21 protein-coding genes and 1 pseudogene (1 of these 22 only partly in view) are annotated in these 20,013 nt (G+C 61.0%); 9 read left to right on the plus strand and 13 right to left on the minus strand.

Going from position 1 to position 20,013, the window contains the following annotated elements; translation table 11 throughout:
• Positions 1–7 precede the first annotated feature (7 nt).
• Positions 8–1,540, plus strand: a complete 1,533-nt coding sequence (locus ACZ25R_RS13820; RefSeq protein ID WP_223615145.1) for an acyl-CoA carboxylase subunit beta — start codon at positions 8–10, stop codon at positions 1,538–1,540.
• 41 nt (positions 1,541–1,581) lie between these two features.
• On the opposite strand, the gene ACZ25R_RS13825 is transcribed toward ACZ25R_RS13820, so the two are convergent.
• The 11 genes and pseudogenes from ACZ25R_RS13825 to ACZ25R_RS13875 all read right to left on the minus strand — a co-directional run bounded on the left by ACZ25R_RS13825 (position 1,582) and on the right by ACZ25R_RS13875 (position 10,470).
• Positions 1,582–1,767, minus strand: a complete 186-nt coding sequence (locus ACZ25R_RS13825; protein ID WP_223615146.1) for a hypothetical protein — start codon at positions 1,765–1,767, stop codon at positions 1,582–1,584.
• Between the two features lie 456 nt (positions 1,768–2,223).
• Positions 2,224–2,403 carry a hypothetical protein gene (locus ACZ25R_RS13830; RefSeq protein WP_346305684.1) on the minus strand — a complete coding sequence of 60 codons (180 nt, stop codon included), beginning with the start codon at positions 2,401–2,403 and terminating at the stop codon, positions 2,224–2,226.
• A 121-nt stretch (positions 2,404–2,524) separates the two neighbouring features.
• Complete coding sequence (locus tag ACZ25R_RS13835) at positions 2,525–3,265, minus strand: GNAT family N-acetyltransferase (protein WP_472461283.1); 741 nt, start codon at positions 3,263–3,265, stop codon at positions 2,525–2,527.
• 12 nt (positions 3,266–3,277) lie between these two features.
• Positions 3,278–4,456, minus strand: a complete 1,179-nt coding sequence (locus ACZ25R_RS13840; protein WP_472462492.1) for a BaiN/RdsA family NAD(P)/FAD-dependent oxidoreductase — start codon at positions 4,454–4,456, stop codon at positions 3,278–3,280.
• Positions 4,456–5,250 carry a YdcF family protein gene (locus ACZ25R_RS13845; protein ID WP_472461284.1) on the minus strand — a complete coding sequence of 265 codons (795 nt, stop codon included), beginning with the start codon at positions 5,248–5,250 and terminating at the stop codon, positions 4,456–4,458. Before ACZ25R_RS13845 ends, ACZ25R_RS13840 begins: the two co-directional genes overlap by 1 nt.
• A gap of 9 nt (positions 5,251–5,259) precedes the next feature.
• Positions 5,260–5,739: a GNAT family N-acetyltransferase gene (locus ACZ25R_RS13850; protein ID WP_472461285.1), complete on the minus strand. Its 480-nt coding sequence runs from the start codon at positions 5,737–5,739 to the stop codon at positions 5,260–5,262.
• Entirely contained in the window at positions 5,730–7,211 is a 1,482-nt protein-coding gene (gatA, locus tag ACZ25R_RS13855) for an Asp-tRNA(Asn)/Glu-tRNA(Gln) amidotransferase subunit GatA (RefSeq protein WP_346307125.1), read from the minus strand. The genes ACZ25R_RS13850 and gatA overlap by 10 nt, the downstream gene beginning before the upstream one ends.
• 12 nt (positions 7,212–7,223) lie before the next feature.
• Positions 7,224–7,716, minus strand: a pseudogene (locus tag ACZ25R_RS13860) (GNAT family N-acetyltransferase).
• Positions 7,717–7,725: 9 nt separating this feature from the next.
• The gene (gene gatC, locus ACZ25R_RS13865) at positions 7,726–8,013 is read right to left on the minus strand and encodes an Asp-tRNA(Asn)/Glu-tRNA(Gln) amidotransferase subunit GatC (RefSeq protein WP_223615153.1); all 288 of its coding nucleotides are present in this window, start codon (positions 8,011–8,013) and stop codon (positions 7,726–7,728) included.
• A gap of 90 nt (positions 8,014–8,103) precedes the next feature.
• Positions 8,104–9,696, minus strand: a complete 1,593-nt coding sequence (locus ACZ25R_RS13870; protein ID WP_472461286.1) for a hypothetical protein — start codon at positions 9,694–9,696, stop codon at positions 8,104–8,106.
• Between the two features lie 69 nt (positions 9,697–9,765).
• A complete protein-coding gene (locus ACZ25R_RS13875; RefSeq protein WP_223615155.1) occupies positions 9,766–10,470 on the minus strand; it encodes a metal-dependent hydrolase in 705 nt (234 codons plus the stop codon).
• A gap of 129 nt (positions 10,471–10,599) precedes the next feature.
• Between ACZ25R_RS13875 and ruvX the strand changes: the two genes are divergently transcribed.
• Entirely contained in the window at positions 10,600–11,094 is a 495-nt protein-coding gene (gene ruvX / locus ACZ25R_RS13880) for a Holliday junction resolvase RuvX (protein ID WP_105733017.1), read from the plus strand.
• Here ruvX and ACZ25R_RS13885 read toward each other — a convergent pair.
• Positions 11,064–11,411: a DUF6105 family protein gene (locus ACZ25R_RS13885; RefSeq protein WP_130269200.1), complete on the minus strand. Its 348-nt coding sequence runs from the start codon at positions 11,409–11,411 to the stop codon at positions 11,064–11,066. The genes ruvX and ACZ25R_RS13885 overlap by 31 nt on opposite strands.
• A 422-nt stretch (positions 11,412–11,833) precedes the next feature.
• Complete coding sequence (locus tag ACZ25R_RS13890) at positions 11,834–13,465, minus strand: acyl-CoA dehydrogenase family protein (protein ID WP_223615157.1); 1,632 nt, start codon at positions 13,463–13,465, stop codon at positions 11,834–11,836.
• A 281-nt stretch (positions 13,466–13,746) separates the two neighbouring features.
• Between ACZ25R_RS13890 and ACZ25R_RS13895 the strand changes: the two genes are divergently transcribed.
• The 7 genes from ACZ25R_RS13895 to dprA all read left to right on the plus strand — a co-directional run.
• Positions 13,747–14,694, plus strand: a complete 948-nt coding sequence (locus ACZ25R_RS13895; RefSeq protein WP_346307223.1) for an ABC transporter substrate-binding protein — start codon at positions 13,747–13,749, stop codon at positions 14,692–14,694.
• A 225-nt stretch (positions 14,695–14,919) separates the two neighbouring features.
• A complete protein-coding gene (locus tag ACZ25R_RS13900) occupies positions 14,920–15,696 on the plus strand; it encodes an ABC transporter permease (RefSeq protein WP_223615159.1) in 777 nt (258 codons plus the stop codon).
• The gene (locus ACZ25R_RS13905; protein ID WP_472461287.1) at positions 15,693–16,478 is read left to right on the plus strand and encodes an ABC transporter ATP-binding protein; all 786 of its coding nucleotides are present in this window, start codon (positions 15,693–15,695) and stop codon (positions 16,476–16,478) included. The genes ACZ25R_RS13900 and ACZ25R_RS13905 overlap by 4 nt, the downstream gene beginning before the upstream one ends.
• 268 nt (positions 16,479–16,746) lie before the next feature.
• Positions 16,747–17,712: an aspartate carbamoyltransferase catalytic subunit gene (locus tag ACZ25R_RS13910; protein ID WP_472461288.1), complete on the plus strand. Its 966-nt coding sequence runs from the start codon at positions 16,747–16,749 to the stop codon at positions 17,710–17,712.
• On the plus strand, positions 17,709–18,995 hold the full coding sequence (locus ACZ25R_RS13915; protein WP_472461289.1) for a dihydroorotase: 1,287 nt from the start codon (positions 17,709–17,711) through the stop codon (positions 18,993–18,995). The genes ACZ25R_RS13910 and ACZ25R_RS13915 overlap by 4 nt, the downstream gene beginning before the upstream one ends.
• 22 nt (positions 18,996–19,017) lie before the next feature.
• Positions 19,018–19,626: a glycerol-3-phosphate 1-O-acyltransferase PlsY gene (gene plsY, locus ACZ25R_RS13920; RefSeq protein WP_464660041.1), complete on the plus strand. Its 609-nt coding sequence runs from the start codon at positions 19,018–19,020 to the stop codon at positions 19,624–19,626.
• Positions 19,623–20,013: the 5' portion of a DNA-processing protein DprA gene (gene dprA, locus ACZ25R_RS13925; protein WP_472461290.1), read on the plus strand. 737 nt of this gene lie beyond the right edge of the window; the window shows 391 of its 1,128 coding nt (coding positions 1–391); it begins with the start codon at positions 19,623–19,625; the stop codon falls past the right edge of the window. The genes plsY and dprA overlap by 4 nt, the downstream gene beginning before the upstream one ends.

Here is a 20,013-nt window from a genome sequence, read left to right on the forward strand (position 1 = left end):
GGATGCCATGAAGGATGTGCTGATCGAGCTGGAACGCCGCAGGACCATTGCGCGGGAGGGCGGCGGCAAGACGCGGATCGAGGCCCAGCACAAGCGCGGCAAGCTGACGGCGCGCGAACGCATCGACATTTTCCTCGACGAAGGCTCGTTCGAGGAGTTCGACATGTTCGTCGAACACCGCTCGACCGATTTCGGCATGGAAGAGACAAAATTTGCCGGCGATGGCGTCGTGACCGGCTGGGGCACCATCAACGGGCGCACGGTTTTCGTCTTCGCCAAGGATTTTACCGTGTTCGGCGGCTCGCTCTCCGAGGCGCATGCGGAAAAGGTGCAGAAAATCCAGGACATGGCCCTGCGCAACCGCGCGCCGGTGATCGGGCTTTACGATGCGGGCGGCGCGCGTATCCAGGAAGGCGTGGCGGCGCTCGGCGGCTATGCGGAAATCTTTCAGCGCAACGTGCTTGCGTCAGGCGTCATTCCGCAGATTTCGGTGATCATGGGACCGTGTGCGGGCGGCGACGTCTATTCCCCCGCCATGACGGATTTCATCTTCATGGTGCGCGACACGTCCTACATGTTCGTCACAGGGCCGGATGTGGTGAAGACCGTGACCAATGAAACGGTGACGGCCGAGCAGCTGGGCGGCGCGTCGATCCACACCACCAAATCGTCGATTGCCGACGGCGCCTATGACAATGACGTGGCTGCCCTCCTGCAGATGCGCCGCCTGATTGATTTTCTCCCGGCATCCAACACCGCCGATATTCCCGAGATCGAATGTTTCCAGGACACCGACGAGCCGGATTACTCGCTCGACCGGCTGGTGCCGGACAATGCCAACAAGCCCTACGACATCAAGGAACTGATCCGCAAAACCGTCGATGAGGCCGACTTTTTCGAGATCCAGGAAAGCTTTGCCAAAAACATCGTCGTCGGCTTCGGCCGCGTCGAGGGCCGCACCGTCGGCATCGTCGGCAACCAGCCGATGGTTCTCGCGGGCGTGCTGGACAGCGATGCCTCGCGCAAGGCGGCGCGCTTCGTCCGCTTCTGCGACTGCTTCAACATTCCCATCGTGACCTTTGTCGATGTACCCGGATTTCTCCCCGGCACAGCGCAGGAATATGGCGGCCTGATCAAGCATGGCGCCAAACTCTTGTTCGCCTATGCGGAGGCAACGGTGCCGAAGATCACCATCATCACGCGCAAGGCCTATGGCGGCGCCTATGACGTGATGGCGTCCAAGCATCTGCGCGGCGACATCAATTATGCCTGGCCGTCGGCGCAGATCGCGGTGATGGGTGCCAAGGGCGCGGTGGAAATCATCTACCGCAAGGATATTGGCGATGCGGAGAAAATCGCGGCGCACACGAAACGCTACGAGGACAGGTTCCTGTCGCCGTTCGTGGCGGCCGAGCGCGGGTACATCGATGAGGTGATCATGCCCCATTCCACGCGCAAGCGGGTTTCACGGGCACTGCGCATGCTGCGCAACAAGGATCTCGAAAATCCCTGGAAGAAACATGACAATATCCCGCTCTAGGGCGGGATATTGGTATTCAAGACAAAAAGAATATCGGGGAATTAACGGCGGAAGCTGAAGCCGCCGCTGGATTCGCGAAGGATCTGCGAAATGGTGCGCTTGTCGCATGGCTCTGCCAATTTGGCGGCGGCCTTGACCATTGTTGCGCTCGACTTCACGCCGACCTTCGGCAGTTTGATGACACGTGCTTCAGACGGCGACGACGTTTCTTTATTTATTGTTAGCATTGTTCACACCTCTAGTTAAACTACTCTCGCCAAGAGAATAATCCTGTTTCAGCATGCGTCTGTATTTCGGATGCATTGTGACATTAAGAAAATTCAAACGATTTAACAAATCACTATTTGTATCCGATTTTGACTCTCGTTTGAATAAAACCAACAAATCGTAAAAAGGTTCCCCGTCCGTAAATATCACGTAAATATTACACTATGAAACAACAGTAAAAGGCCGTTCTGGCCGGGATGATCCCGCTCTTATGGTTAACGCAACAGGCGTGGCAGAGGCTGAGTGGGTGATTGTGGTGCATGGTTCGACAAGCTCACCATGAGGGAGGTCGTGGATTGCAGGGAGCGATATTCTGCAGCGCCCGCGATTGGCATTGCAGCCAAACCACATCCCTCATGGTGAGCTTGTCGAACCACGCACCAAGGGCTTTGCAACCGGGGTGATCGCGTGGCGGCCTAGATGGACTCGATGCCGACCTTGCGCTGGATCTGGTCAATCGTCTCCTTGACGAAGAAGGTCAGACCAGCGGTGACGGTCACGATGTGCGTTCCCGTCCCGTAAGGGTTGAACGATACGACATGGGCAAAGTTGAGTGTGATGAGATCGCCGTTGACGTCGGTCAGTTTGATCCACATGGCTGTCTTCCCTCCCAGTTTGACTGCACAGCGGCTTCAACAGACACGCTGTGCCGTCAGGGAAGCAGGTTTCCCGGCATCAGGCAATTCGATTAACGGCATTGCCGGAGATTCTTGCCGACTATGGTTTCCGGCGATAGTGATAGCTGTGCAGTTCGCGGTCAAAACCCAGCGAGGCATAGAGCGCCCGCGCTGGCTGGTTGTCGGTGAGAACCTGCAGACAGGCACCCTCGGCGCCCTCGTCCCGCGCCCAGTCGAGCAAGGTTCCAACCGCCCGCTGGCCATAGCCGCGCTTGCGGTAATCCGCATCGGTGGCGACGGATTCCAGCACCAGCAGGCCGTTGCTGATGGCACCATAGGCCTTCGCGACGATCCGGCCATCCATAGTGACGGACGCAAAGGCCTTTGGCACGACGATGGAGGCGATCATATCGGTGAAAACCGCCTGTTCGGCGTCCGGCCAGCCGGAGATGCGCTTGCCATCACGTGACCAGCCCGGCGTCATCTCGCGCGACAGTTCGGCGGCAGCAGCGCCGCCTGGGCGATGGCGGCGCAGGTCACAATGCAGAACCGTGCTGCCGCCCTCGAAGCGGTAACCGCGCTCGACCAGATGCGACTCCATTTCATCGGCGATGGTCGGCACCCGGAAAATGTAGTCGCGGCCGAGCGCGCCATAGAGTTTTTCCGCCGCATCGATCACGCCGGCAGGTTCGGCGCGCGGTCCGCGCAAAGGGTTGACCGAATTGGTGCGGCGAACGCCGCCGCCGGAAAACCGCATCAGCCAGCCGCCATGCAGAATCTGCCGCGGCGACGGCCACGCATTGAAACACGCTTCCTCGACACGCCAGTTCAGATCATCCATCACTGCTTTCTCCTAAACCGCCTGCCCTGCCACCCAGCCGGATGACCAGGCCCACTGAAAATTGTAGCCGCCGAGCCAGCCCGTCACGTCGACCACTTCACCGATGAAGTAGAGGCCTTTGACGGATTTGGCTTCCATCGTCTTCTGGTCGAGCCCGTCCGTGTCGACACCGCCCAGCGTGACTTCCGCCGTGCGGTAGCCTTCCGACCCGGCGGGCTTGACCTGCCATTCATTGATGGCCTTCTCGACGCCGAGCAACTGCTTGTCGGAGACATCGGCGAGATGGCTGTGGATGCCGCTGTTTTCGGCGATCAGCTGCGCCAGCCGCTTCGGCAGAAGCTCCGACAAGGCTGTCTGCAGCGCCTGCCGCCCATTGCGCGCACGGGCGGCGCGCAGCGCGTCAAGAATTTTGACACCCGGCAGCATGGCGACGCTGATCGTGTCGCCTTCGCGCCAATAGGACGAAATCTGCAGGATCGACGGGCCGCTGAGACCGCGATGGGTGAAGAGCATGGCTTCGGCAAATTTTGTCTTGCCGTGGCTGATGACAGCATCGACGGAAATACCGGACAGGGGTTTCAGCGGCGCCAGCGTGTTGTCATCGAAGGTCAGCGGCACCAGCGCCGGGCGGATGTCGGTCAGCGCCAGGCCGAACTGTCTGGCAACATCGTAGCCAAAGCCGGTTGCGCCCATTTTGGGAATGGACTTGCCGCCACAGGCGACCACCAGCGAGGTACAGCGCACGCGCTCGCCGGACAGCGCGACGGTATAGCCATCCGTCGTTGCTTCAATGGACTCCACCACCGTCTGCAACCGCAGCTCGACATTGGCCTGCTTCATCTCCGTCACCAGCAGATCGATGATCTGCTTGGCCGAACCGTCGCAGAACAGCTGGCCCAGCGTCTTCTCATGCCAAGCGATGCCATAGCGGTCGACCAGCGCGATGAAATGGCGCTGGGTATAGCGGCGCAGCGCGGAAATGCAGAAATGTGGGTTTTTGCTGATGTAGTTCTGCGGGGCGGCGTTGAGATTGGTGAAATTGCAGCGCCCGCCGCCGGAAATGCGGATCTTGTCGCCCGGCGCCTTGGCGTGATCGACAATGAGCACCGAGCGGCCGCGCTTGCCCGCCTCGACAGCGCACATCATGCCCGCAGCGCCCGCCCCGATGATGAGAACGTCCACCTGCTTCATCATGGCGACGGCAACAGTTCATCGGTGCGGCCGGTCGCCCAATAGGCGAAAAGCCCGACCCATTCCTTCAGGACAATCGTCAGGTTCTGCAGGGAATCGATCGGGTTGTCCTGGGCAAATCCGGGATATTCGATGCCGGAGGTGCGGTAATCGGCAGGCCACGGCACCACGTCGAAGCCCGCCTTGCGGAACAGTCCGACCGAACGCGGCATGTGGAAGGCGGACGTGACGAGCAGCCACGTCTCGCCGGGTTTGATGTCGAGCAGCTTTTTGGTGAACTGGGCATTCTCGTAGGTGTTGCGCGATTCATTCTCGAGAACCAGCCGGTCGGCGGCAACGCCGAGCGCCGTCAACAGGCGCGGCGCCGTGGCGGCATCGCCCTCGCCCTCCAGCACCAGCGTACCGCCTCCGCCGGTGACCACAACTTTTGCCTCGGGGTAACGCCGCGCCAGCACCGCCGTTTCAACGAAGCGGTCACCGCTGGCATTGAGCTCGTAGCCGCCGCGCACCAGATTGACCCCGCCTTCGAAACCGCCGCCAAGGACGATGATGCCATCGACATGCGACGGTGCGGGCGACGGGCGCTTGAACCGGTCTTCCAACGGATGCATGAGAAGCGCGCCCAGCGAACTCCAGACGGCCAGCCCCAGGATCAGAAATGCCCCGGCGGATGCGGTCATCGCCATGCGCCGCCAGGAGAACCACACGGCAAAAAATGCGAGGCCCATCAGCAGAATGGAAAAATTCAAGGGTTGAGCAACGAACCAGAACACCTTGGAAACAAAGAAAAACATTGAAAGTTCCTACGTCAGGTTCGCCAGCATTTTGACCTTCTCGATCTTGCGTTCGAGGCTCTCCGACCATTCGAGGCTCCGGTGCACGATTTCAAAGCCCTCGCGCTGGTACAGGCGTATGGCACCCGCATTGCGCGCATGGGATTCAAGCCGGGCGGTTGCATATCCCGCAGCGGCAATGTCGGCTTTCAGCGTCTTGAGCAGGAGCGAACCGATGCCCTGCCCCTGATGGCCGGGATCGACCCACATATCCGAGATGTAGTCATCGTTCTTTTCGCGCGCGCCCCAGCCGAGAATGACACCATCCACCTCGGCAACCAGCACGCGGGCAAAATGTTCCTCGGCAAAGGCTTGGTAGGCACGCTCGACATGCGCGCGCATGCCGGGCAGTTCCGGTTCAAACGAGAAAATATTCGATGCCCAGGCCCGTGAGCCGACCGCGGCCAGCGCCGCGATGTCGGCTTGCGTGGCAGGCCTGATTACCACCATTTCGGCGCGTTGAACCTGCCTGCGGCCTGTTCGATGACATAGGCGGTCTGGAACAGGGTTTCCTCGTCGAACGGGCGTCCGATCAGCTGCAGGCCAAGCGGCAGGCCCCGGCTGTCCAGTCCGGCAGGCACGGCAATGCCGGGAAGCCCCGCCATGTTGACCGTGACCGTGAAAATATCGTTCAGGTACATTTTCACCGGATCGGACGCCAGATCCTGATCGGCGATGCCGAAGGCTGCCGACGGGGTCGCCGGGGTCAGGATCGCATCGACGCCGGCATGGAAGACGTCCTCGAAATCCTTCTTGATCAGAGTGCGGACCTTTTGCGCCTGCAGGTAATAGGCGTCGTAATAACCGGCTGACAGCACATAGGTGCCGATCATGATGCGGCGCTTGACCTCGTCGCCGAAACCGCTGGCGCGGGTTCTCTCATACATGTCGACAATGTCCTTGCCCGGCACGCGCAAGCCGTAACGCACGCCGTCATAGCGGGCAAGGTTCGACGAGGCTTCCGCCGGGGCCACGATATAATAGGCCGGCAGCGCGTATTTCGTGTGCGGCAGCGAGATATCGACGATGGATGCACCGGCATCCTTCAGCCAGGCAATGCCCTGCTGCCACAGCTTTTCGATCTCTTCCGGCATGCCCTCGACACGGTATTCCTTGGGAATGCCGATCTTGAGGCCGGTCAGCGGCTTGCCGATGATGGATTCGTAATCGGGAACGGCGATATCGACCGATGTCGTGTCCTTGGTATCGACCGAAGCCATGGATTTGAGCAGGATCGCCGCATCGCGCACATCGCGGGCAATCGGTCCGGCCTGATCCAGCGACGAGGCGAAGGCGACAATGCCCCAGCGCGAGCAGCGGCCATAGGTCGGCTTGATGCCAACGGTACCCGTGAAGGCGGCGGGCTGGCGGATGGAACCGCCGGTATCGGTGGCCGTCGCACCGGCGCACAGGCGGGCGGCGACCGCAGCGGCCGAGCCGCCGGACGAACCGCCGGGCACCAGATCGGCATTGGAGCCGTTGGCGCGCCACGGGTTTTTCACCGGACCGTAATAGGAGCTTTCGTTGGATGACCCCATGGCGAACTCATCCATGTTGAGCTTGCCGAGCATCACGGCGCCATCGGCCCACAGGTTGGAGGTGACGGTGGATTCATAATGCGGCTTGAAGCCGTCGAGAATATGCGAACAGGCCTGCGTGTGGATGCCTTCGGTGCCGAACAGGTCCTTGATACCCAGCGGTATGCCTTCCAGCGCACCGGCCTTGCCTGCAGCCAGACGGGCATCGGATGCCTTGGCCATGTCAAGCGCCTTCTCCGGCGTGACGGCGATATAGGCGTTCAGGGCCCCGTTCGCGGTCTCGATTGCCTTGAGATAGGCACTGGTCAGCTCAGTGGCGGTGATCGCCCTGGCTTTCAGCTGGTCGCGCGCCTCGGCAATGGTGAGAGCGGTCAGATCGGTCATATCAAGTCCTGTTTATTGGGCTGGCGCGAGGGCGAGCCGCTTTTCGTAAAATGCACTGTGTTCCGAATCCGGATAATCGAGGAGCGCACCGCAGCGGGTGAAGCCGGAACGCTCATACAGCCGCCACCAGCCGCCACGCCGCGTCAAATCCGGGGCCGACGCCCGTCTCCAGCACAAGCCGGGACACGCCCTTGTCGCGAGCGAGCCCGGTTATGGCCTCGAGCAGGATCGAACCGACGCGTTTGCCGCGCACGGACGGCAGGGTGAACATGCGCTTGATCTCGCCGGTTTCCGAGTCATGCTGCTTGAGCGCACCGCAGCCCACCGCCCGCCCGGTTTCGTCGCGGGCGATGAACACCGTGGTGTCGTCGCCCGCCATCTCTTCCACCGTCATCTTGAACTGGAATTCAACCGGCGACAGCGGCAGAAGATGCGCATTCAGCGCATCCACAAGGGCGCGGACGTCATCCTGCAGGGGCGTTTCGATGGCGACCGTGATCGTCATGGCTGCGCCTTACTCCACCACTTTCGGAACGACGAAGAAATTCTCTTCGGTGACCGGCGCATTGGCAACGATATCGGCCGCCTTGCCGCCGTCATTGACCACGTCCCGGCGCTTTTTCATGGCCATGGGCGTGACCGATGTCATGGGCTCGACACCCGCCACATCGACTTCGTTCAGCTGTTCGACGAAACCGAGGATGGCATTCAGTTCGCCGGTCATGCGGGTCGCATCGTCCTCACTCACGGCAATACGGGCAAGACGCGCAACGCGTTTGACGGTGGAAATATCGACAGACATTGGGATTCCCGAAAATTCAATTCTTGATCAAGCAGCTATAGTGTCCGTTGCGGGCAAGCGCAACGGACAAGTCGGCATGCCGGGCGCCGATTACTGCGCCTTGTCCGCCTGCGCATCCGGATTGTCTTCTTCATCATCGGGTGCAGGCACATCAATGACATCCTCGCTGCCGGGTTCGACAACCGGGTCAGGACCTTTCACGGGATTGCCATTGATCGCAACCGAACCGTCGGCCTGCTGATCGACGACCCACCGGATCCGTCCGCCGTCGACTTCCGTGCCGAAATCCTTCGCCAGCTTGACGAAGGTGATGTAATTCTGGATTTCCGCGTCGGTTTCCGCCGCCTTGTTCAGGCGCTCGACAACCTTGTCGAAACCGGCCATTTCCCAGGTGGTGTGGCTGGCGGGCTTCAGGCCGGCAAAGGTCATCTCGCCTTCGACCGTCAGTTCCGCGTCGGCGGTACGCACCAGGCTCTTCGAAATCACCAGCTTGGGCGGCGCAACCAGGAACTGCGCGGCGGTTGCCGCTTCAAACTCCTCGGAGAGAACCTTGTCGCGGTTCAGGTCCATGTCGTCGATGGCGCCCTTGACGACCGTATCGAGGTCGACACCGGCCGTCCCGATCACCAGTTCCACATCGGTCGGAAGGAAAGGCACACCCCATTCGGGGATCGGCAGGGCCGGATATTTCAGGCCGTTCGTGCGCATGGCGTAGTGATAGGCGCCATCCTTGCTGATGCCGTCGAGGTTGGTTTCCTGCGAAATGTTCTGGGCGGCGAAATTGCCCAGCGGCGTTTCAACGTTGAAATCCTTGAAATGATACTCGCCCTTGAGCTTGTCCCAGAGCGGCAGGGCCGCCCGCAGCTTCAGCTTGAGCTCGTCCTGTCCGGCCTTGTTGAGCTTCTTCTCGTCCATATGGGCGACGACGAATGCCCACAGGTCCAGGAGCTCCCGGTTGCGGAAGCCCTTGCCCTCGGCAACGCTGCCGAGTTCGCCGCTGCGCAGCGTCACCTTCACCGGTTCACCGGCAGCCGGCGTTTCGGTCTTGGCTGCTTCGCCCTCTTCGGAGGCCGCATCAGGCGTGGGGAGCTTCGTGACGATCGTTTCGCTGAAATTTGCGAGGGATTGCGTCATATTGATATCGATGCCGCCCGATGCAGCGGCCTTGGCAAGCATCTGCCCTTTTGCCCCGCTGGCGCTGGCGTCGATATCCTGTTCCGCCGACTTCAGCGACAGCTTGAACGCATCATAGGCGAAGGTCGAGGTCGAGAACGTGCCGATCTTCGGATCGAACAATCCGGTCCAGCTGCCGCCATCGACCGACCAATGGAACGACTCAGGGCCCTTGGGCCCGCTCACGTCGAAGGCCGCCGCAGGTATGTTGCCCGAGGACACATTCCATGTTCCGTCGGCCAGCGGCTTGGTCAGGATGCTGTAATCCCCCAGGCTGCCCTTGAGCAGATCCTGCTTCGGCATGGTTTTGAGGAAAGCATCGGTGCTGAAGGTAACGCGGTAGCCGTCGGCCTCGGGCGTTACCTTGAGAATGCCGTTGCTGAGTGCGGTCTTGCCGACATATTTCGACAGGGTATTGGCAAGCTCATCGGCGCCCTTGGCATCGATTGTCTGGGCGAAAGCCGGTGTCGACAACGCCATGACGCAGGAAATCAGGATTAGTTTACGCACAATACCTCCAATAGCTCAGCCTATCGTCGTGGTGACGACCAAAATCACAACGGCTTTAGCAACCCAAACTCAAACCGTAAACTGATCATTTGTCCCCGCGACAAAGACCTGCGTCTTGCTGCCTTCCATCGCGGCGACAAATTTGTCGGCGGTCTGGTCGATGATCGGGAACGAGCCGTAATGGCATGGGATCGCCCTGGCGAATTTGAAATAGCGCTGCGTTGCCAATGCGGCGACGGCACCGCCCATGGTGAAGCGGTCGCCGATCGGCACGATGCCGATCTCCGGCTGGTGCAGTTCGTTGACCAGCGCCATGTCGGAGAAGATATCCGTATCGCCCATGTGATAGAGTGTCGGCTCATTGTCGAAATGCAGGACGACGCCATTGGCCGAACCCAGCGAATGCGACACGCCATCTTCGGTGATCTGTGCCGAGGAATGCAGCGCGTTGACATAGGTCACGGTGAAGCCATTGTGCGATACGGTCCCGCCGGTATTGGTTGGATCGACGCGGGCGACACCGCGATTGTTGAGCCAGGTCACCAGATCGGCATTGCCGATCACCACCGCACCCGTATCCTTGGCAATGGCGGCGGTATCGCCGACATGGTCGCCATGACCGTGCGTCAGGATGATGTGGGTGGCGCCGCGTGTCGCTTCCTTCGGGTCGACGCCGCGCGCACCCGGATTGCCGTTGAGGAAAGGATCAATCAGAATCGTGCTCTGGGCGATTTCAATGCGAAAGGCCGAATGGCCAAGCCAGGTAATCTTCATGGGGTTTTCCCTTCCATTGTCAGTCTTTGCTCGCCACAACCGTCTATTGCAGCTATGTGACATTCATTCGAATTACAACGGCGAATTACAACGGCCTTTCGCCGGCCAATTCAAGTGCAGGAAACACCCTTGACGGTTCTGACCATTGAACAGCTCGAAGATCACGTCGCCGACGGCCAGACCGTCGCGGGGCTCGACCTGGGCACGAAAACCATCGGCATCGCCATTTCAGACCGGGGTTTTTCCTTTGCCAATCCGCGCCCGGTGCTCAAGCGCAGCAAGTTCACCCACGACGCGCAGGATCTGCTGAAGGCGCTGAAAAGCGACAATGTCGGCGCCATTGTCATCGGCCTGCCGGTCAATATGGACGGCAGCGAGGGCCCGCGCGTGCAGGCCACCCGCGCCTTCGTGCGCAACATGGAAAAGCTGACCGACCTGCCCTTCGTCTACTGGGACGAGCGTCTATCGACGGTTGCGGCCGAGCGCGCGCTGATCGGCATGGATGTATCACGGCAAAAACGCGCCGAGCGGATCGATTCCGCTGCGGCGGCGTTCATCCTGCAAGGGGCATTGGACCGCCTGCAGAGCCTGCGTCAGAACGCAGACGGCAATTCCTTCGAATAGGCCAGCGCCGTATTGGCCGATGCCGCGGCGGCGGCACGGTTTGCCCGCCACACCTTGACCCAGGCGATGATCTGCTTGCGGCGGCGGAAGGCGATCAGGCAGAAAACCAGCCCCGTATCGACGATGCAGGCACGGGCGACCAGCGGCGGAATGCTGTCCGGCGCGATCCCGAGAATATTGCCGTAAATGGTGAAGACCAGATCGTGCATTTCACGGCTGAAGAAGTACATCCCCATGCTCAGATCGTAGTACGACAGAAAATACCAACCCCACAGAAAGCTTAACGGGCCTGCCCAGAATATCAGGAAGCTGCGCATTCATTTCTCCTAGCGGGGAAGTCGGTGGCGGTTTGTGTAACCCCGTGAAATCACGAGGTATTTTCGAATCACATTGATATCTGCTAAGAGTTTAGGCGCAACGTAAACCGTTTGTTAAGGTTAATTTAAAAAAATTTTATTAAAATTGAAGGTATTAGCCGGAGCACTTTTCGGCCCTGCGAGAGGACCGATCAGCGGCCGATGCACGTATTTGACAAAAGCCGTGTGTGGGCGCGTCGAAAAACAGCGGGCACTGTGCGTGGTTCGACAAGCTCACCATGAGGGAGGGTGAGGATTGCAGGGAGCCTTATCCCGCAATGTTTCCGATTAGCATTGCAGCCAAACCACTTCCCTCATGGTGAGCTTCCTGAGCTTGTCGAAGGGCGAACCACGCGCGACGGCTATGCCCGCAGAAACGGCGCTCAGTTGGCCGGGGGATAGAGCGAGTTGACGATGCTCTTGGCGTTGTGACGGGCATCGAGCATGCCGTAGGTGGTGCGCCACTGCCCGCCGAGGCGGGTTTCGATGAACGCATCGGCAATATCTTCCGAATGCAGGTGCCGCAGTTCCGCACCCGCTGCGGCCAGCGCCAGCTGTTCAGTCAGGATGCGCGCAGCGCCCTCGTCATTTTCCGCAACACGCATGGCGGCGCGCAGCACCTCGACCGTACCCTGCCCGCCGCGCCCGAGCTGGGCGCCGATCCAGTTCAGCACCTCGTCGAACAGCTGCGGCCCGCGCTTGAGAACGCGCAGCACGTCCAGCGCCATGACATTGCCGGAGCCTTCCCAGATGGCATTGACCGGGGCTTCGCGGTAATGGCGGGCAAGATTGCCCTCCTCGATGTAGCCGTTGCCGCCGAGGCATTCCATCGCCTCGTACAGCAAGGCGGGGGCGATCTTGGCAACCCAGTATTTCACCACCGGGGTCATTACCCGGGCGAAGGCCGCCTCGCCGCGATTCTGCGCCGCATTGTCGAAGGCGCGGGCCAGCCGGAAGGTCAGCGCCGTCGCGCCGGCCACATCCAGCGCCATGTCGGCCATGACCCGCAGCATCAGCGGCTTGTCGAACAGCGGCCCGTCAAACACGATGCGATGGCGTGCATGGTGCACCGCCTCGGCAAGACCGGCGCGCATCATCCCGGCCGAGGCGATGGCACAGTCCAGCCGCGTCAGCGTCACCATGTCGATGATGGTTTTGACACCGTCGCCGGGACCGCCGACCATCTGGCCCAGCGCATTGTCGAATTCGACTTCGGACGATGCATTGGAGCGGTTGCCGAGCTTGTCCTTCAGCCGCTGGAAGCGGAAGCCGTTGGATGATCCGTCGGGCAGGATGCGCGGCACGAGGAAACAAGACAGGCCCTCCCGCGCCTGCGCCAGCACCAGGAACGCATCGGACATCGGCGCCGACATGAACCATTTGTGGCCGGTAATCCGGTAAAAGCCGCTGCCGGCGGGTTCGGCGCGCGTCGTATTGGTGCGCACATCCGTGCCGCCCTGCTTCTCCGTCATGCCCATGCCGAGCGTCAGGCTTGCCTTCTTGGCCGGGGATTTGTTGCTGGAATCATATTTGCGCGGCAAGACCAGCGGCGACCACTCCCGGTACAGGCTTGGCGACGACATCAAAGCCGCCAGCGACGCGCTGGTCATGGTGATCGGGCAGAGATGCCCGCATTCCAGCTGCGCCGCCGTATAGAAGCGCGCCGTGCGCGCCTGATGGCGTAGGCCGTTTTCCGTGGGGCCGTCTTCCCAGATCGACGAATGCAGGCCCTGCGCCACGGAACGGCGCATCAGCGCATGATAGGCCGGATGGTAATCGACGACATCGACGCGAAAGCCCTGGCGGTCATGGGTGCGCAGCTTGGGCGTTTCCGTATTGGCGAGCCGCGCCAGATCCTGCGCATCACCGGACAGGACAAACCGGCCGCTTTGTTCCAGCTCCGTCCGGGTCGCCTGCGGAAACCGCTTGGTGATCTGCATCAGCAACGGATCGCCGAGATAGGCGTTGAGGCCGATCATGGAGGGTGTCTGGTTGAGAACGTCGTGGGTTTTCAAGAAAATGTCCTGATCCAATATGAGCTGTCTTTACGGCATGGCCCGTTTCATCCGAACACGTCAGCGCCGCAATCATGAGTCGCGCATTTATGGAATGAAGGTTCTGACAAGCGGTTAACCGATCCATCTTCTTCTAGCCGAATGACGGCGCCGATGCAAAATGTCTCAGGCAGCTTTTTCTGTATCCGGGCGCAAGCTTATGTCTAGACAAATGAAAAGCTGCCTGCCTATCATGCCTCTATATTCATCGTGCCAAAAAAATGAACAAAGGGGTCAATCAGATGAAATTCAAATGGTATCTCGGCGCTGCATGCGCGGCGCTTCTGGCATCCGCCGTCCCGTCACAGGCGGACACGGCGGTTTCCGTCGGCCTGTCCGGCTGGACCGGCTTTGCCCCGCTGACGCTGGCCAAGGAGGCCGGCATCTTCAAGAAGAACGGCCTTGACGTCACGCTGACCAAGATTCCGCAGGCAAGCCGCCATCTGGCGCTGGCATCGGGCGACGTGCAGTGCGCCGCCACCACGGTGGAAACCTGGATCGCCTGGAACGCCAATGGCGTCGCCACCAAGCAGATTTTCCAGATGGACAAGTCGTTCGGCGCCGACGGCATGGTCGTGCGCAGCGACGTCGCCAAGATTTCCGACCTCAAGGGCAAGGCCATCGCCGCATCGGCGCCCGGCACATCGCCCTATTTCGTCCTGGCATGGATGCTGAAGCACAACGGCCTGTCGCTGAAGGACGTCAAGGTCGTCAATCTCGAGCCGGGACCGGCGGCCCAGGCCTTTGTCGCCGGGCAGAACGACGCGGCGATGACGTATGAGCCGTATCTGTCCACCGTGCGCGCGGCCCCGGACAAGGGCAAGATCATCGCCACCACGCTGGACTATCCCGTCGTGATGGACACTTTCGGCTGCACCAATGCATTCCTCGAAAAGAATCCGGAAGCGGCCAAGGCCTTCGCCAAGAGCTATTTCGACGCGCTGGAGCTGATCGCGGCCGACAAGGACAAGGCCTACGCGATCATGGGTGCCGACGTGAAGCAGACGGCAGAGGTGTTCGGCAATTCCGCGCAATATCTGCGCTGGCAGGACAAGGCAGCCAACCAGGCCTTCTTCGAGAAAGACTTTGCCAAATTCTCCGACGAGGCGGCAGACCTTCTGCTTGAAATCGGCGTCATCAAGAAGAAGCCGGATATCAGCACCATCGTCGATACCAGCTTCATCAAGTAATCAGCTGATGGCTGCAAGAGGAGGGTGCGTGGTTCGACAAGCTCACCATGAGGGAGGTGGGGGATTGCAGGGAGCACTATTCTGCAACCCATCGGATTGGCCTTGCATCAAACCACCTCCCTCATGGTGAGCTTGTCGAACCACGCACTGCAGCTTGCAGCCACTTCAACCGGACAACATCGGCACTCCTAGGGTTATACCTTCACTCTTTGCATCGGAACACTCATGGTTCAACCTCTCCAGCCGATCGGGGCGTCGTCACGCGTCCTGCTTGGCGTCCTCTTCTTTATCCTGTTCATTGCGGCATGGTCCGCCGCCACCTTCGGCGGCTTCGTATCCAGCACATTCCTCGCCGATCCCCTGACCATGCTGCATGACGGCTGGCTCCTGTTGTCCCAGCAGAATTTTCTCTACGATATCGGCATGACGATCTGGCGGGTTGTCGGCGGCTTTGTCATCGCGGCCATCATCGCCGTTCCCCTCGGCATTGCCATGGGCGCCTACAAGCCCATCGAGGCCATGCTGGAACCCTTCGTCTCCTTTGCCCGGTATCTTCCCGCCTCGGCCTTCATTCCGCTCCTGATCCTGTGGGCGGGCATCGGCGAGATGCAAAAGCTGCTGGTGATTTTCATCGGCGCGGTATTCCAGATCATCCTGATGGTGGCCGTGGCCGTCGCCAATACGCGCCGCGATCTGGTGGAAGCCGCCTATACGCTCGGCGCCAATGACAGCGGCATCGTCAAGCGTGTCCTCATCCCGGCCAATGCACCGGATATCGCTGAAACATTGCGGCTGGTGCTGGGCTGGGCCTGGACCTATGTCATCGTTGCCGAAATGATCGGTGCCTCCTCGGGCATCGGCTACATGATCATCAACAGCCAGGCGCTGCTCGCCACCGGGCAGATCATTTTCGGCATCATCGTCATCGGTGTCATCGGCCTGATTTCGGATTTCCTGTTCAAGTCGGTCAATCGCCGGCTTTTCGCCTGGAGGCTCGCATGAGCACGCTTGTCATCAAAGGCGTCAGCCGCATTTTTCCGGGCGTGCACGGCGGCAAGCCGACCGAGGCGCTGCAACCCACCGACCTCACCGTGGCGCATAACGACTTCGTTTCGATCCTCGGTCCGTCCGGCTGCGGCAAGTCCACGCTCCTGCGCATTGTGGCCGGGCTCGACCGGCCGACCAGCGGCACCGTGACGCTCGACGGGCAGGACGTGACGGGCCCAGGCGCGGATCGCGGCGTGGTGTTCCAGTCCTATACGCTGTTTCCGTGGCTGACCATCGAGCAGAATATCGGCTTCGGCCTGCGCGAACGCGGCGTTGCCGAAAAGGAAAAGCGCGACATCGTCGCCTCCTATATCGACAAGGTAGGTCTGCGCGGTTTCGAGAACCACTGGCCGAAGCAGCTGTCGGGCGGCATGCAGCAGCGCACGGCGATTGCCCGGGCGCTCGCCAACAATCCAAAAATCCTGCTGCTCGACGAACCCTTCGGCGCACTCGACAACCAGACGCGCGGGCTGATGCAGGAGCTGCTGCTCGGCATCTGGGAACACGAGCAGAAAACCGTCATCTTCGTCACGCACGATATCGAGGAAGCAATCTTCATGGCGTCGCGGGTGGTGACGATGTCGGCACGGCCGGGCCGGATCAAATCCATCATGCCCGTGCCGCTCGGCCATCCCCGGCATTATACGGTGAAGGCCAGCCCCGAGTTCACCGAGATGCGGCTGAAGCTGACGGAAGAAATCCGCAGCGAGGCCATTCTGGCGGCCGAGGCGCATTAGGGGTCTTGCTTCGTTGCATCGGCATCGTGCGTGGTTCGACAAGCTCACCATGAGGGAGAGTGAGGATTGCAGGGGATATATTCTGCAACCTATCAGATTGGCATTGCAGTCGAACCACCTCCCTCATGGTGAGCTTGTCGAACCACGCACAATATTCATGCAGCGTCACGAACTTATAAGAACAAGGGATTTTTTGGGGGGAACAGGGCGGGATATGCTGCCAAACGCTTGCGGGGCGGCGGCATCAAGCCTATAGGGGGGACTTGATATGACATCAAAAACGCTCCCCCTCCTGTTTCCCCACCGCCATTTGCTTGGCATCAAGAACCTTTCCCCCGAGGACATCAATATTCTTCTCGACCTTGCCGACAGCGAGATCGCGGTTTCACGCCAGTCCGAGAAGAAAAAGAGTGTCCTGCGCGGGCGGACGCAGATCAACCTGTTCTTCGAGGCATCGACCCGGACACAGTCATCCTTCGAGCTGGCCGGAAAACGGCTCGGCGCCGATGTGATGAACATGTCGGTCGGCAATTCCTCGGTGAAAAAGGGCGAAACGCTGATCGATACCGCCATGACGCTGAATGCGATGCGGCCGGATATCCTGATCATCCGGCACGGCTCCGCCGGTGCCGCCGCCCTGCTGGCGCAAAAGGTGGGCTGCTCGGTGGTCAATGCCGGCGACGGCGCGCATGAACACCCGACGCAGGCGTTGCTCGATGCGCTGACCATCCGCCGCGCCAAGGGCAAGGTTGCCCGGCTGATCGTGGCGATCTGCGGCGACGTGCTGCATTCGCGCGTCGCCCGCTCCAATATCCTGCTGCTCAACGCGCTCGGGGCGCGGGTGCGCGTCATCGCCCCATCGACCCTCCTGCCCGCCGGGATCAGCCAGATGGGCGTCGAGGTTTTCAACTCGATGGAAGACGGTCTGAAAGACGCCGACGTGGTGATGATGCTGCGCCTGCAGCGCGAGCGCATGGCGGGCGCCTTCGTGCCGTCCGTGCGCGAATATTTCCACTATCACGGGCTTGATCGCGAAAAGCTCAAGCATGCCAAGCCCGACGCGCTGGTCATGCACCCCGGACCGATGAACCGCGGCGTCGAAATCGCCTCGGATGTGGCCGACGGCTCGCAGAGCGTCATTCAGGAACAGGTTGAAATGGGCGTTGCCGTGCGCATGGCGGTGATGGAAGCGCTGCTGGACCCGCGCCGCAACGCGGAAGGAGTAGCGGGATGAGCACGACCGTTCTGCACAATGCCCGGATCGTCGATCCATCCCGCGGTCTCGATGAGACCGGAACAATCATCATCAGGAACGGCAGCATTGTTGCCAGCGGCGCCGATGCCCGCAACCAGGGTGCGCCCGAAGGGGCGACGGTTGTCGACTGCACGGGAAAAACCGTCTTGCCGGGCCTCGTCGATGCCCGCGTCTTCATCGGCGAGCCCGGTGCCGAACACCGCGAAACCATCGCCTCGGCCAGCCAGGCGGCAGCGGCCGGCGGCGTGACCTCCATCATCATGATGCCGGACACCGATCCGGTGATCGACAATGTGGCGCTGGTCGAATTCGTCCGCCGCACGGCGCGCGATACGGCCGTGGTCAATGTCTATCCGGCTGCGGCGGTCACCAAGGGGCTGCAGGGCCAGGAAATGACCGAAATCGGCCTGCTGCGCGCAGCGGGTGCCGTGGCGATCACGGAAGGGCGCCATTCCATCGCCGATACGCAGCTCTTACGCCGCGCCCTCACCTATGCCAGGGATTTCGGGGTTGTCCTGTCGCACGAGACACAGGATCCCTATCTCGGCATATCGGGCGTGATGAATGAAGGCCTCTATGCCAGCTGGCTCGGCCTTTCCGGCACGCCGCGCGAAGCGGAAGTCATTCCGCTCGAACGCGACCTGCGTCTTGCCGCGCTGACCAAGGGCACCTATCACGCCGCGCAAATCTCGACGGCCATGTCCGCCGAGGTGGTGGCCCGCGCCAAACAGAACGGCGTCAATGCCACCGCCGCCGTCTCCATCAACCATCTTTCGCTCAATGAGAACGACATCGGCGAATTCCGCACCTTCTTCCGCCTACAGCCGCCGCTGCGGCTCGAAGAAGACCGGCTGGCCATGGTCGAGGCGCTGCGCAACGGCACCATCGACATCATCGTCTCGTCGCACGATCCGCAGGATGTCGACACCAAGCGCCTGCCCTTCGCCGATGCGGCGGCCGGGGCCATCGGCCTGGAAACCCTGCTCGGCGCCGCCCTGCGGCTCTATCATAATGGCGATGTGCCGCTGATCCGCGTCGTCGAGGCGCTTTCCAGCGGCCCCGCCAAAATTTTCGGCCTCGATGCGGGCACGCTCAAGCCGGGCGCCCGGGCGGATATGACCATAGTCGATCTTGACGAGCCGTGGATTGTGAAGGAAGAACAGCTGCGGTCGCGTTCCAAGAACAGCTGTTTTGAAAGCGCCCGTTTCCAGGGCCGCGTTCTGCAGACATTTGTGGCGGGCAAGTCCGTTTTCACCATCTGAAGAGAAAACCGGGGAAGAGAGCATGTCGGATTTCATCAACGGGCAGGCAGGATATCTTTTCGCCGCGCTGGTCCTGGGCTACCTGCTCGGCTCCATTCCATTCGGGCTGATCCTGACACGGCTCGCGGGCCTCGGCGACGTGCGCAGCATCGGCTCCGGCAATATCGGCGCCACCAATGTTCTGCGGACCGGCAACAAGAAGCTGGCGGCGGCAACGCTGCTGCTCGACATGTTCAAGGGAACCGCTGCCGTACTGATTGCCGGCGCCATCAGCCCGCAGGCCGCCATTGTCGCCGGTCTCGGCGCCTTTCTCGGGCACATCTTTCCGGTCTGGTTGAAATTCAAGGGCGGCAAGGGCGTCGCCACCTATCTTGGCGTCCTGCTTGGCCTTGTCTGGCAGGTGGCGCTGATCTTCGCCGCCATCTGGCTGATCATCGCCTACACCACCCGCTATTCCTCGCTGTCGGCGCTGATCGCGGCGGTTGCCACCCCGATCATTCTCTATGTCATGGGCTACCACGCCATCGCCCTGCTCTTCCTCATCCTGACGGTCATCGTTTTCATCAAACACCGCGCCAATATCGAGCGCCTCCTGGCCGGCACCGAGGGCAAGATCGGGTCCAAGGGGTGACGGAGGATCAGAAAGGCATCCGCCTTTCTGACAGCCAGCGACTGAGCTGGCTTCGGCTGATCCGCAGTGAGAATGTCGGCCCGGTCACCTTCCGCCATCTGATTGCCCGCTACGGCTCGGCTTCCGACGCTCTGGAAATGCTGCCGGAACTGGTGCGGCGCGGCGGCGGCCGCCGTCCCATCCGGATTGCCAGCCTCGATGAGGCCCGGCGCGAAATGGCGATGGCCGCGCGCATGGGTGCCGTATTCACCGGTATCGGCGAACCCGACTATCCCCGCTATCTGCGCCACGCCGACAATCCGCCGCCGCTGGTGGCGATCAAGGGCGATGCGGCGGTGTTTCGCCTTCCGGCTGTCGCCATTGTCGGCGCGCGCAATGCCTCGCTCA

Source organism: Phyllobacterium sp. RCAM01083 (assembly GCF_055685835.1).